At 67.9% G+C, this 12,995-nt stretch carries 11 protein-coding genes; 8 read left to right on the top strand and 3 right to left on the bottom strand.

Annotated elements, in window-relative coordinates; translation table 11 throughout:
• The first annotated feature begins 5 nt into the window (after positions 1-5).
• Both ACSNOG_RS05145 and ACSNOG_RS05140 read left to right on the top strand, forming a co-directional pair.
• Positions 6-458 (top strand): hypothetical protein, encoded by a 453-nt coding sequence (locus ACSNOG_RS05145; RefSeq protein ID WP_436751314.1) that lies wholly within the window; start codon positions 6-8, stop codon positions 456-458.
• Between the two features lie 54 nt (positions 459-512).
• Complete coding sequence (locus ACSNOG_RS05140) at positions 513-3,860, top strand: phage tail tape measure protein (RefSeq protein WP_436751313.1); 3,348 nt, start codon at positions 513-515, stop codon at positions 3,858-3,860.
• A gap of 202 nt (positions 3,861-4,062) precedes the next feature.
• Here the strand turns inward: ACSNOG_RS05140 and ACSNOG_RS05135 are convergent, their stop codons facing one another.
• Genes ACSNOG_RS05135 through ACSNOG_RS05125 form a run of 3 tightly spaced genes read right to left on the bottom strand, consistent with a single transcriptional unit; the run spans position 4,063 to position 5,944 of the window.
• The gene (locus tag ACSNOG_RS05135; RefSeq protein ID WP_436751312.1) at positions 4,063-5,130 is read right to left on the bottom strand and encodes a hypothetical protein; all 1,068 of its coding nucleotides are present in this window, start codon (positions 5,128-5,130) and stop codon (positions 4,063-4,065) included.
• Positions 5,127-5,702, bottom strand: a complete 576-nt coding sequence (locus tag ACSNOG_RS05130) for a sigma-70 family RNA polymerase sigma factor (RefSeq protein WP_436751311.1) — start codon at positions 5,700-5,702, stop codon at positions 5,127-5,129. The genes ACSNOG_RS05135 and ACSNOG_RS05130 overlap by 4 nt, the downstream gene beginning before the upstream one ends.
• A complete protein-coding gene (locus tag ACSNOG_RS05125) occupies positions 5,699-5,944 on the bottom strand; it encodes a hypothetical protein (RefSeq protein ID WP_436751310.1) in 246 nt (81 codons plus the stop codon). The genes ACSNOG_RS05130 and ACSNOG_RS05125 overlap by 4 nt, the downstream gene beginning before the upstream one ends.
• 351 nt (positions 5,945-6,295) lie before the next feature.
• Between ACSNOG_RS05125 and ACSNOG_RS05120 the strand changes: the two genes are divergently transcribed.
• From ACSNOG_RS05120 to ACSNOG_RS05095, 6 genes are all read left to right on the top strand, one after another.
• Positions 6,296-9,718: a hypothetical protein gene (locus tag ACSNOG_RS05120; RefSeq protein ID WP_436751309.1), complete on the top strand. Its 3,423-nt coding sequence runs from the start codon at positions 6,296-6,298 to the stop codon at positions 9,716-9,718.
• A gap of 36 nt (positions 9,719-9,754) precedes the next feature.
• On the top strand, positions 9,755-10,285 hold the full coding sequence (locus ACSNOG_RS05115) for a hypothetical protein (RefSeq protein WP_436751308.1): 531 nt from the start codon (positions 9,755-9,757) through the stop codon (positions 10,283-10,285).
• Positions 10,286-10,347: 62 nt separating this feature from the next.
• Entirely contained in the window at positions 10,348-11,115 is a 768-nt protein-coding gene (locus ACSNOG_RS05110; RefSeq protein WP_436751307.1) for a peptidoglycan-binding protein, read from the top strand.
• 16 nt (positions 11,116-11,131) lie between these two features.
• On the top strand, positions 11,132-11,359 hold the full coding sequence (locus ACSNOG_RS05105) for a holin (protein WP_436751306.1): 228 nt from the start codon (positions 11,132-11,134) through the stop codon (positions 11,357-11,359).
• Between the two features lie 86 nt (positions 11,360-11,445).
• Positions 11,446-11,610: a hypothetical protein gene (locus ACSNOG_RS05100; protein WP_436751305.1), complete on the top strand. Its 165-nt coding sequence runs from the start codon at positions 11,446-11,448 to the stop codon at positions 11,608-11,610.
• Positions 11,611-11,757: 147 nt separating this feature from the next.
• Entirely contained in the window at positions 11,758-12,990 is a 1,233-nt protein-coding gene (locus ACSNOG_RS05095; protein ID WP_436751304.1) for an MFS transporter, read from the top strand.
• Positions 12,991-12,995 lie beyond the last annotated feature (5 nt).

The following is a 12,995-nucleotide window of genomic DNA, read 5'->3' as shown; positions in this document are numbered from 1 at the left end:
AGCAGGTGGAGCTGCGAACAGGTCTCTTCACCCGCCTGTGCGCCGAGATCACCCGTGAAGGCCAGCTCAAGACGAGACTGGTCCTGACCCGGCTCGCTCTGACGATCGAACGGCAAGCCAAGATCAACGCCTCCGTGGGGGGTCACCCACGCGGCACTCCCACACCGGCCCGTCCCGGCACCGGGCCGGCGGTCATCTCCGGCACCCTGCGCCGGTCGATCACCCACACTCCCGTCATGCCGTCCGGGACGGGCTGGGAGACGCGCGTCGGCACCGGAGCGGGCTTCACCCCGCCCTACGGCCGGACGCCTTCCAGCCGTTACGGGCTCTATCTGGAGACCGGCCTGAGAAACGGCGCCACATACCCGTTCCTGCGCCCGGCCTACCGGTTCGGGATCACCACCGTCGCGCCGCAGCTGTTCGCCACCGTCTTCCGCACGGGATGGCCCCGGGCCTGACCCAGCAACTCCGCGCCGCCCCGCGCTCCGCCCCAGCAGGAAAGGCGGTGCGCCGTGGCCGAAGTCGCCGACCTCTTCGTCCGCCTGCGCGCAGAGACCGGCGCCTTCGTCTCGGGGATGACCCGAGCCGGGCAGACCGGCGAGAGCTTCGCCGCCCGTATGGGCGGCCTCAACGGAATGCTCAGCAAGGTCGGCAAAGCCACCACCCTCCTCGGAGTCGGCTTCGTCGCCTACGGCGTCAAGGCGGCCGGCGACTTCCAGCAGCAGATGAACCTGCTGGTCACCGCCTGCGGCGAATCCCAGCGCAACCTCAAGCTCGTCTCCGACGGCGTCATGTCGCTGGCCCGGTCGACAGGCACTTCCACGAGCCAGCTCGCGGAGGGCATGTACCAGGTCGAGAAGGCTGGCTACCGCGGAGCAGACGGCCTGAAGGTACTCAAGGCCGCGGCGCAGGGCGCGCGCGAGGAGGGCGCGGACCTCAAGGACGTCACCAACGCCATGACGTCCGTGATGGCGTCGTACCACCTCAAGGCCACCGACTCGGTGCGCGTGATGAACGCCATCAAGACCGCGGCGGGCGAAGGCAAGATGACGATGCAGGAGTTCTCTGCATCTCTCGCCACGGTTATTCCAATTGCCTCCGCCAACAAGGTTTCCTTCGCGGAGGTCGGCGGCGCTATCGCCACGCTGACCCAGCACGGTACGAGTGCACGCGAGGCAACGCAGGAGCTGGCGTCCACGATCCGGAACCTGGCGGCGCCGAACAACGTGGCGATCCAGGAGATGCAGCGCCTGGGCCTGTCATCGACGGACGTATCAACCAAGCTCGGCAAACGGGGTCTGACGGGCACCCTTGACCTGCTGTCGCAGACGGTTCTGTCAAAGATGGGCCCGTCCGGCACCGTGCTGCTGTCGGCGTTCAACAAGACCAAGCAAGCCGCGGCAGACGCGGACGAGATGGTCAAGAACATGCCGCCGAGCCTGCAGAAGCTCGCGCAGGCGTACTCCAAGGGCACGATCTCGCTTGGCGACTGGCGGAAGGAACTGAAAGGCCTGCCGCCGGAGCAGGCGAACCTGCTGGCGCAGTACGCGACTCTTCAGAACAAGACCAATGGCTTCGCGGCGGAACTGAAGAAGGGCGGGCCGGCGGCCCAGACCTACACCGACGCGATCAAGAAGATGACCGGCGGTGCCATTGGTCTCAACACAACTCTGCAGCTCACGGGTGAGAACACCGAGGGCTTCAAAGAGCGTGTGAAGAAGGTCGGCCACAGCTTCGCCGACGCATCGAAGGACGTCGAGGGGTGGGATCTCACTCAAAGGTCCTTCAACGTCCAGATGGGGCGTCTGAAGGAAACCGTCACTACTGCCGCAATCGTGATCGGCACCAAGCTGATCCCGGTCATTCTGAAGGTGATCGGCTTCTTCGAGCGGCACAAGACCGTCACGACGGCCCTGGCAGCGGTCATCGGCACCGTGTTGACCGCTGCTGTTGTCTCGTTTGCCACCGGCGCGGTCGTCGGTGCCGTCCGGGGCGTGACGGACATCGCCCGCGGCGCAAAAAAAGCGGGCACCGCGATCAAGAAGCTCGCTACCTCTCAGCGGCTCGCCGCGGCAGCAGCCCGCGCCTGGGCCATTGCCCAGGCGGCCTTGAACATCGTCATGGACGCCAACCCCGTCGTGTTGATCGTCCTTGCGGTGATCGCACTGGTCGCGGCGATCGTGTGGGTGGCGACGAAGACGACGTGGTTCCAGACAGCATGGAAGGTCACGTGGTCCGCCGTCAAGGCCTCGGCGCTGGCCGTGTGGGGCTGGCTGAAAAGCGCCTATCACGCCACGGTCAACTTCTTGGTCGGCGCCTGGCGCTCGGCCTCGGCCGCGTTGTCGTCGGCGTGGCACTCGTTCTGGAGTGACGTAGCCTCGTATGCCCGTTCGATATGGCAGAACGGGATCGTCGGCCCCATCCGCTCGGCGATCACCGCCGTGCGCTCGGTGATCACCTCGACGCTTTCGTCGATCAGCTCGTACTGGCGTTCGGTGCTTTCGAGCCTGCGGAGCGCTGCATCGTCCGCCTGGTCGTCGATCACGTCCACCATCTCGTCGGCGATCAGCCGGGCGCGCAGCGCCGTGAGCTCTGCCGTCTCGGCCATCGGCGGAGCACTGGCCTCGATCAAAGCGCGGGCGATGAGCGCCCTCTCGGGTGCTGGATCATGGCTCTACGGTGCCGGCCGCGCCCTGATTCAGGGCCTGCTCGGCGGGATCTCCTCCATGGCTGGCGCCGTGGTGGACCGCGTGCGCGGCCTGGCTTCCAGTGCCGTCTCCGGGTTCAAGTCGATGCTCGGGATCAGCTCTCCGTCCAGGGTCTTCAAGCAGCTCGGCGCCTGGGTGATGCATGGTCTGCTCGACGGGCTGACCGGGTCCACGGCCCGGGTCCGTACCGCCACGCAGCGTCTGGCCCGCGACCTGTACGTGGACTTCGGCTCGTCCCACAAGGCGCTGCAGCGTACGGTCGCTCACGACAACGCGCTGCTGATGTCGCTGGCCCGTCACCGTGACAGCGTCACGTCGCGGCTGAAGGATGCGCAGAAGCGAGTCTCCGACCTGTGGAAGGACTGGACGAAGGCGCGGGACGAGGCCGCCAAGTCGATCATGCAGAACGCGACGATCGTCGCCTCAGCCCCGACCGACGGCACTGCGCTCAGCTCCTTCGACGTCGTCCAGCGCATGCGCGACCAGGTCCAGCGGACCCTGGAGTTCGCCGGGAACTTGCAGCAACTGCGGGCCAAGGGGCTCCGGTCTGATCTCGTGCAGCAGATCGCCAACGCCGGCGTGGAGCAGGGCAGTGCCACCGCGCAGGCCCTGGCCGCGGCCAGCCGGGGTCAGATTGCCGAGATGAACCGGCTGCAGGACGGCATGAGGAACGCGGCCGATGCCACCGGTGCGGCCGTTGCGGACAGCATGTACGGGGCGGGCATCAAGAGCGCCGAGGGGCTGGTCAAGGGCCTGCAGTCGCAGCAGAAGAAGATCGAGGACCAGATGCTCAAGATCGCAAAGTCCATGCAGTCGGCGATCAAGAAGGCGCTCGGCATCCGCTCGCCGAGCCGGGTCTTCGCCGCCCTCGGCGAGTACGTTCCCCAGGGGCTGGCGCACGGCATCACTACGGCTGCCCACCACGCCACGACGGCCGCACGAGGTCTCGCCGACGCGGTAGCCGACCACGGAGCGCCGCGGGCGGCCCTGGCGGGGGCGGGTGGTTTCGGTGGCGGAGGGGTGCACTACCACTTCACCTTCCAGGTCGCCGGAAACGTCGCGACGGTTGAGACGCTCGCCCAGGACGTGGAGAAGGCGTTCTTACGGCGTGGCATGCGCAACCCGCTGACCTACCCGCCCTACCAGCGCTGAGAAACTGCGTCACGTCTTCTCTGCGCGAGTCAGGGTGACGGGGCTGGACAGGGGCACAGACAGCACCGTTCGGGAGAGCATCGCGACGACGTCTGCGGGAACACGATGCCCGATCCGGATTGACGGCTGCCTAGAACGGTGCTGAATGCGCCCCTGAACTCCCTGCTGCTTCGGGCGCCGAGAGTCGTCCAGCCAGTACATCTCACCATTCCGCGAGGTTGCGGATGGTGGTGGTACCGGAGCGGACGACCCAGGTTCCGCTGCCGGGCGGGGTTTCGTCCGAGCGGGCCTTGAGGTCTTCGATGTCGTTCGTCGACGGCCACTGTGTGGTGTGTTCGGACCAGCGGATACCACTGAGGTCGATGCCGGTCAGGTTGGCGTTACTCAGGTCGGCGGTGGTGAAGTCGTCCAGGAGTGCGTCTAGCGAGTCCTTATCGAGCGCGGGAGGCTCCTGGTGGAGTGCCATACCGATGGCCCGGCCGACCTCGGCGGTTCGGATGTCGAAGATGAGTCCAAAATCGAGGTCGCCGTCGCGTGCTAGTTCCAGGGCGAGGGCGAGGGCGAGGTCAAGGTCGCGGGCGCGGGCGAGGGCAAGGGCGAGGAACCGGGCGCGGGCGCGGGAGCGAGCACGGTCGATTTCAAGGTAGCGGGCGTGGTCACGGACGAAGTTGCGGGCGCGGGCGATCTCGCGGGCGAGGGCGCTCTCGAGCTCGCAGGCGCGGTCACGGGCGAGAGCGCGGGCGCAGGCGCGGGCGCGGGTGAGGGCGCGGTCGAGGTCGTGGTCGAGGGCACGGCTGGGGTCGAGGGCACGGGCAAGGTCGTGAGCTAGATCGAGGGCGAGGCCGACGGCGCGACCATAGAGGGAGGCGAGGTCGAGGACCTGATCAAGGTCACGTGCACTGGTGAGGGCGCGGACAAGGGCTTGGCCTGCTGCTTTGACGTTGGGATGGTTGCGCAGGGCGAGGCGCTCTGCGGGGGTAAGTGTGCGGAGGAGCTCCGCCGTGTCGATGTGGTGGTGCGGTGGGCCGTGTGTGGGTGCCAGTGGGGTTTGTGGGGTGGCGGGGAGGATGGCGGCGAGTCCTGCTTCGGTATCGAGGACGGTGTCGAGGTTGGCTGTGGCGGTGTCGTGGTGGGAGTGGAGGAGGACTTCGCGCAAGCCTGCTTCGACGTCGAGGAGGTCGTCGAGGGCGTGCGTCAGGGTGTGCTGGTGCTGGGTAAGCCAGTGGTGCATGGCCTGGTCGTGGGGGTTGGGTTCGGGGTGGCGAGTCACTGTTCCTCCTCCCGTGCTTTGAGGTAGGCGGTTGCGGTGCGGCGAGCCTTTTTCAGGTTGGCGCGTACGTTCTCGGCCGGCATGCCCAGGTGGTTGGCGACGTCGGTGGGGGTAAAACCCGCCAGCGTCCAGGCCATGACCTGGCGCTGTTTCATTGGCAGGCTACGGAGCAGGTGTAGCGCGTCGTGCTGGGCCTCCCATTCCGCGATGGCGTCGGGACGGGGCACCAGGGAAGTGGGTTCGGGTACGTCGTCGACGAGGTCTTCGACGGAGGCAACCTTGCGCACTAGCGCGCGGGAGGCGGCTTTATACACCCAGGCCTTCGAGTGGGTGATGCGGCCCCAGTTCCGGTAGGCGTCGATCATGGTCTCCTGAGCGACGTCCGCCGCCACGTGAACGCCAGCTCCGTGGTTGATCAGGAAACCGGTCAGGGAGCGGATGTTCTCGCGGTAGAAGGCGGAGAACTCCTCGTCCGCCCGCGGCCGGGCACGGTAGCTGTGGCCTGGAGGTCCGGAGGGTGTGGGTGCGGTCGTCGACCAGTCGGTGCCATCCGCCGGGTCGTGGTTGCTCACGCGGCCCGGCCCTCCTCTGGAACCGGAGTATGGGTGATCTTCACCTGCAAGCGCTGGCCGTCACTGTCCCGGTCGTCGAGTTCCACTTGGCCGTCCAAGGCCACCGTCTTGGTGACCTGGAGGAGGTAACGCTGCCGTTGCTGTTCATGACATGCCCGCCAGCGCAGGCGCAGCCAGAGTGCCAGCAGCGTGAAGGCCTTGGCGATGATGGTTGAGATGATGACGGCCGTGGCCAGGTCCATCAGGAATCCCCCTTTACTCGTGCTGCGGGCCGGCCTTGAGGCCTGGCATTAGTTAAGGGGGCTAGGGGACCGTGATCGTGAACTCGGGGCGGGCAAATTTTTGCGGCAGGTCTCCGGACGCTTCCTGAGGGGGCGGTTCCCCGTGCGCGACTCAGAAGAGTTCTGGGCGTAGCCCGCCATATCGGACACCGTCCCGTGGCCGGAGATGACGTCACGACGCTTTCCCGGACGGTGCTGTCTGTGCCCCTGCCCAGCCCCTCTCTAGCACGTGCGTAAAGAAGATGTGACACGGCTTCTGACCCACACCCCGCTGTGCGTCGCCTGGCGCCCGCTCCTGCGAGGAGGTGCCCGGTGGCCAAGCTCTCCACCCTCATCGAGGCCTTCACCGGCCCCGCGATCGACACCAGCATCTGGTCGAACATCACAGGCGGCGGCGTGGCCGCCCTCGACACCGCCAACGACCTCATCACCCTGGCCCAGCCGACCGTATCCGGCACAACGAACACCTTCGGCTCCAGCACCCTCTACGACGCGACCTCCAGCAGCATCTCCGCGCAGATCGGCATCGTGCCGAACGGCTCCGGCAACACCAAGACCATCTTCAAGCTGACCGTCGACTCCAGCAACAGCGTGGCCCTGAGGGTGGAGTCCGGCGTTTTCAAGTTCACCCTCCAGAGCGCCGGGACAACGGCGACCACGACCCTGCCCGCCTACGACGGGCACGCCCACCGCTGGTGGCGCCTTCGGGAAGCGGCCGGGACCTGGTACGCCGAGGCGTCCGCCGACGGCATCACCTGGACGACCCTGACCTCCAGCCCCTACTCCTGGTCTTCTTCGGCCACCGCGATGACCTTCGCGCTGCAGACCTCGGCCGGCGCCACCGAGACCGCAGGGCTCCTTGCCACCCTCGGGCACGTCAACACGCGCCTGGGCGGAACGCTCAACCCGAACTGGCCGCTGACGGAACACGGGTGGGGCGCACGGTGGAACTGCAACGGAGGCGACAGCCCCCTCGACCGGTACACGGACGTGGCCCCCCGTACCCGCGGACGGGTCTCGGTACAGCGCGGCCGCCAGTACGAGCTCGACCAGGTCCGCGCCGCAGAAGCGGCGGTGACGCTCGCCAACACCGACGGCAACCTCGACCCCACCAACACCACAGGCCCCTACTACGGGCACATCAAGCCCTACCAGCCCTACCGGATCCGCGCCCAGTGGCCGCCCACCCGCAACCTCCTCACCCAGTTCCAGGCGACCGGCGGAGACCTCGGCGGCTGGCCCCTAGGTGCCATCAACCAGGGCAACAACGGCCCCAGCACCTTCTCCACCACCGACCCCGCTGCCAGCACGGTCACCTCAGCGACCGCCTGGCAGGGCAGCACCGTCATCCAGTGCTCCGTCCCCTCCGGCACCCCCGCGGCCACCGGGACCACCACCCCGGGCCTGATCTGCTGGACCCCTCAGCCCAACGCCGAGGCCGGCGCCACCTACACCATGCAGATCCAGGTACGGAACATCACCGCCAGCACGTCACTGCAGGTGGCACCCTTCATCTACAGCATCACAGCCGGCCTGGTCGGCACCGCGAACGCCGGCTCCCCCGTCACCCTCACCGGGTCGGCGACCGCCGCCTGGACCACGCTGACCATTACCGCCACCCTCGGCTCGGACGCCGCCTACTCGGTCTACGGCGTCCGGGTCGCGGCCACCGCCGCCGCCACCTGCACCCTCCAGTTCGACGGCTGGCAGGCCGAACGCGGAGCCACGGCTTCCCCGTTGACCGTGCCGGGCACCTGGCACCCGATGTACGGCGGGTTCGTCGAACGCTGGTCGCCTCAGTGGGACATGTCCGGTACCTACGGCACCGTCAGCCCGACCTGCGTGGACGCCTTCTCCCTGCTCTCACAGGTCCAGCTCGACGATCCGCTCACCATGGAGATCAACAGCCACGCGCCGCGGTTCCTGTTCAAGCTCGACGACCCTCAGGGCTCGACCAGCTTCGCCGACGCCACCGGCACCCACCAACCTGCCCCTGTCGGCGCCTCGAAGTACGGCGTCGGATCGCTGATCGCCGGAGTCGCCATCACGGCCGCCTCCAGCTCCGGCACCTACACCGGCAGCAGCGGCACGGTAGTGGCCATCAGCAATCCCAATCCCGGCACCAACATCATCTCGGCCGCATCCTTCATCAACCTCGCCGGCGTCGGCATCAAAGGACCGGCCAACCCCAGCGGCCCGTGGAGCCGCATGCTGGCCTTCCGCTACACCGGCCCCACGCCCACGCAGTACGCGACGATCTGGGCCAGCTTCGACCAGACCGCCGGCGGCGGCTCGGTGCTCTACTGGAAGATCAACTCCAGCGGGATCCTGCAGCTGGTCATGGGCGGCCCCGGGAGCGTCTTCGCTTACCAGCCCAGCGCCACCCCGGTCGCCGACTCCAACTGGCACCTCGCCGTAGCCTCCTACAACCCGGCCACATCCCAGATCATGGTCAGCCTCGACGGCGGCGCCACCTTCTTCGGCACCAGCCCCTCGGACGTGCCGACCGGTCTCGTCAGCGACAGCGTCGGCGGCTGGATCGACCCCACCACCGGCGGCGGCAGCGCCTGGCAGTACAAGGGCGATCTCTCCTTCATCGCAGAGTTCCCCGCCACGCTGAGCGGCACCGACTGCGCCAACCTCTACACGGCCTGGAAGGCGGCCTGCTCGGGGGAATCCACCAACGCCCGCTATGCGCGGATCCTGCGCTACTCGGGCTACATCGGCCCCTTCTCCATCGAGGCCGGCATGACCACCAGCATGGGCTCCGCCTCATCTATCGCAGGCCAGGATGCCGTCACCGCCCTGCAGAGCGTGGTCGAAACCGAAGGCGGCGCGCACTTCGTCAGCCGCGACGGCACCGTCAGCTTCAAAGCCCGCAGCACCCGCTACAACGCCACCTCCCCCCTCTACGTCTTCGGAGAACGCGCCGACCTCGGCGAGTGGCCGTACGAGGACTGCACCCTCGACTACGACTCGACCCACCTCTCCAACCAGGTGACAGTCACCCAATCCGCCACAGGCCAGCAGCTTTACGCCCAAGATGCGCAGTCGATCACCGAATACTTTCCCCGGGCCCTCAGCCGGTCCATCAACTCCTCCTCAACCCTGGAATGCCAGGACGCGGCCAGCTACCTACTCTCCCGCTACAAGCAACCCACCACCCGCGTCGGCGCGCTGAAGCTCCACCCCTCAGCAAATCCCGCCCTGTGGCCAGTGTGCCTATCCCTGGAGCTCGGCATGCGAGTCCGCGTCATGCGCCGGCCGCCCACACCCGCTCCTGCCATCACGGTGGACTGCTTCATCGAGCACATCCAGTGGGAGATGGACGACAAGGGCGACGCCTGGGTCACCCTCCAGTGCAGCCCCGCCGACACCACCCCCTACGCAGCCTTCGCGAGCTGGCACACCACCATCAAAACCACCGTGGGCTCCGGCGTCACCTCGATCACGGTCAACGCATCCGCGGACACCACCAACCCCCTCAGCGCCCAGCTCGCTCCTGGACAGCAGATCGTCCTCGGGCAGAACAGCGCCAACCAGGAAACCGTGACCGTCTCCTCCGTCGGCACCACCAGCCCCGGATGGACACAGGCCACCATCACCCTCACAACTGCCACCACCAAGGCGCACACCGCCGGTGATGTGATCTGCGAACCGCTACCCGCCGGAACCACCGACCCGGCCACCTGGGATCCGATCGCCCAGTTCGACGCGTGCGCCTTCGCCTACTGAGCACCTCGCTGCCCTCGAACCTCCTAGAGGTGACCCATGCCCCGCACACCTCCGACCGCCGCCACCGTCGTCCCGGGCCAGTTCATCACCGGCGCCCTGTGGAACGCCCAGGTCAAAGGCCTCAACGACTACCTGACCGCCCCTCCGGTCTTCTCGGCCTACCAGACCACCGCCCAGTCGATCAGCAACGCCACCTTCACCTCGTTCACCCTCGACACCGAGGTCGTCGACTCCGACGGCGGGCACTCCACCGTCACCAACACCAGCCGGTACACCGCGACCGTGGCCGGCACGTACCTGGTGGTCGGCACGGCCGGCTGGAGCGGCAACGCGACCGGATACCGGCGCTGCCGTATCACCCTCAACGGCTCCGCGGTCCCCGGGGCTGCGGTCGGCGCGGACGCCACCAACTCCGTCCTGTGCGGTCAGTGCGTCTCGACGATCGTCGTGATGAACGGCACCACCGACTACGTCGAGGTCCAGGGCCAGCAGAGCAGCGGCGGCGCCCTGGCCGCCTACAACGCCGACTTCGCCCCCAGCCTGCGCGTCTACTGGCTCAGCCGCTGACACCAACCAGCCCCCGGGGTCCCGCCTGAACGGGGCCCCTCTTCCATGTCCCGGAGCCCCCGATGAAGCTCGTCACGCGCGCCCAACTGGGCTGGCCAGCCTCCGCTGCACCGGACCAGGCCACCACGCTCGGCGTCAAGATCCACTACGAAGGCTCTCCCGTTTCCACACAACTCCTCACCGATCACGACGAGTGCGTCCAGGAATGGAAGGACATCCGCGCCTCCCACCTGGCCAACCGCGAGGAGAACTACAGCGACATCGCCTACACCTACGGCGCCTGCCCCCACGGCTATCTCCTCGAAGGCCGCGGCCTGGGCAAGCGCACCGGCGCCAACGGCAACCAGGCCCTCAACCGCGCGCACTACGCGATCTGCGGCCTCGTCGGCAGCGAGGGGCTCACCCAGCCCACCGACGCCATGCTCCACGCCATCCGCGATGGCATCGAGCTCCTGCGCAAGCACGGCGCCGGCAGCGAGATCCGTGGCCACCGCGACGGCTACCCCACCGAATGCCCCGGCGGGCCCCTCTACGCCTGGGTGCAGAAAGGCGCTCCCCGCCCCGGCGGAACCCCGCCGCCCTCCTACGAACCGTTCCCCGGCGCCGGATTCTTCCGCGTCGGCCAGCGCAGCCGGATCATCACGGAGATGGGCAAGCGCCTCGTCGCCGAGGGCTGCAGCCGCTACCGCATCGGCCCCGGCCCCGAATGGTCGGAGGCCGACCGGCAGTCGTACGCCGCCTGGCAGCACAGGCTGGGGTACTCCGGCGACGACGCCGACGGCATCCCTGGCCCCACCTCCTGGGCCAAGCTCCGCGTTCCCCACGTCTGAGAGAGGAAACCCGATCATGACAACCGCAGCCTTCTGGAAGGCCACCTTCGAACGCATGGTGCGCACCTTCGCCCAAGCGCTCCTCGGCATCCTGGGTGCAGATGCAACCGGCGTCCTCGACGCTGACTGGCCCGGGGCCTTCTCGGCCGCGGGCCTCGCCACCCTCCTGGCTCTCCTGACCGCCATAGCTTCCTCCGGCGGCAGTCCCGGGCCGGGCATCTCAGAGACGGTGGCCCGCCGGTGACCCTGCCCGACCAAACTGGTGTCGTCGTCGAGCTGGAGCGTCTCCGTGGGGCCGTCGATACCGGCTTCGCTACCCTCAACGGACGCTTGGACGTGGCGCTCGAACGGACCAGGACGGCCGAGTCCGACATCGAGGAACTCCATCGCCGCATCGCCACTCTCGAACGAGGACGCTGGCCACTGCCGTCCCTAGCCGCCCTCGTCGGCCTGGCCGCTCTGCTCGTCAGCCTGTACGAGGTGCTGACCCGCTGATTTCCTGCGCTCCCGGTACTTGCCCCCGTGGCAGGTACCGGGAGCCTTTCGCTTTGCGGGCCTTCATTCAAGAGCCGCCGAAGCCGCGCCCCTCCGGTTGGCGTGATCACGCCCACGGGGGGCAGTGCAAGGTGTCAGCATCTGCGGATGCATCGCAAACCTGCTGTCGTGCTCTCGGCTGTCGCCGCCGCGTACGGCCTGTCCTCCCTAGGCGACCAACTGGCTATCGTTGCCCTGACTTTGCGCCTCCACGACCAAGGCCAGTCCGGGATGGCCATCTCAGCTCTCGTGATCGCGAGTGTGCTGCCTGTCGTGGTCGTCGGCCCTCTGGTCGGCCCCCTGGTGGACCGGGTCGAGTCCGGGCGGCTCATCGTGGCCGTTACCTCTTGCCAAGCAGTGGTCACTCTCGGCCTGGCCTTCGTCAGCGACGTCGCAGCCACCATCGCTCTGCTGGTCGTACTGGGTGCCGGACTGGCGCTCGTGACACCAGCCCTGCAACTCGTGGTGCCGTCAATCATTGGCGAGGATGCGGCTGCGCGCGGGTATGCACAGCTGGAGACCTTCCGTTCGGCGGGTAACGTCGCTGGCCCTGCGCTCGCCGGGCTTCTCGTCGCCGCATTCGGGGACCGCACGGCCTTGGTCTGTGACGCGGCTTCCTTCGCCGTCATGGCCGCAGTGCTCCTGGCCTTGAAGGTGCGGCGTGAACCGGTGCACGGGACCCCAGGGGCCAGCTGGCTGGCGCAGGTGCGCGAAGGGGTGGGGGTCCTCGGTTCAGACCGCCTGCTGCGTACGGCGATCCTGGCTCTTGCCTCGGCAATCGTCTTCACTGCCGTGCTTAGCGTGGCTCGCGTGTTCTTCATTCGTGACGACCTCGCTGCCTCGGACACCGGGTACGGGGTGCTGGTGACAGCCCACACCGTCGGAATGCTGCTCTCTTCAGCCTTCCTCGCCCCCAGAGTGCCGCTGGCCTGGCAGCCTCGCGTACTGGCCGGCTCTGGGATCCTCATGGGGGCGGCGTTGATCGCCAGTGCCAGTGTCCGGCTATTCGCGGTGACGTTCGTCGCGTTTGTGGTGACGGGTGTGGCTAATTCGTTGCAGGGACTGGCGATTCGAAACCTTATCCACGCGCGTGTTCCCGCGGCGGTGCGTGGGCGAGCCTTCGCTTCCTCCGGGGCGGCCCTCAACGGGGCGAACGTGGTGGGTACGGCGCTGGGCGGCCCGACGGCAACGGCGCTGGGAGGGGCTGCAGCACTCCAGGTCGCTGGGGCGGGGACCCTGCTTGCCACCGTTGCAGCATGCCCGGCGCTCTTTCGCCGTTCGGGCGCGCCGAGGGAGGCGCTGGAGGCGCCGCGAGATCCAGTGGGCGAAGGGCTGGATTAAGTCAA

It is taken from the genome of Streptomyces sp. URMC 124, assembly GCF_051386455.1.
In the GTDB taxonomy this organism is placed as follows: Bacteria; Actinomycetota; Actinomycetes; order Streptomycetales; family Streptomycetaceae; genus Streptomyces.
Note: the sequence above shows the minus strand (reverse complement) of the source record. Positions and strands in the feature narration are given on the sequence as shown.

What these genes read in the sequence shown, in the direction of transcription:
- ACSNOG_RS05125 (WP_436751310.1), bottom strand. Translation starts at nt 5,944, where the DNA reads ATGGACCTGGCCACGGCCGTCATCATCTCAACCATCATCGCCAAGGCC.
- ACSNOG_RS05115 (WP_436751308.1), top strand. Translation starts at nt 9,755, where the DNA reads ATGCCCCGCACACCTCCGACCGCCGCCACCGTCGTCCCGGGCCAGTTC.
- ACSNOG_RS05110 (WP_436751307.1), top strand. Translation starts at nt 10,348, where the DNA reads ATGAAGCTCGTCACGCGCGCCCAACTGGGCTGGCCAGCCTCCGCTGCA.
- ACSNOG_RS05105 (WP_436751306.1), top strand. Translation starts at nt 11,132, where the DNA reads ATGACAACCGCAGCCTTCTGGAAGGCCACCTTCGAACGCATGGTGCGC.
- ACSNOG_RS05095 (WP_436751304.1), top strand. Translation starts at nt 11,758, where the DNA reads ATGCATCGCAAACCTGCTGTCGTGCTCTCGGCTGTCGCCGCCGCGTAC.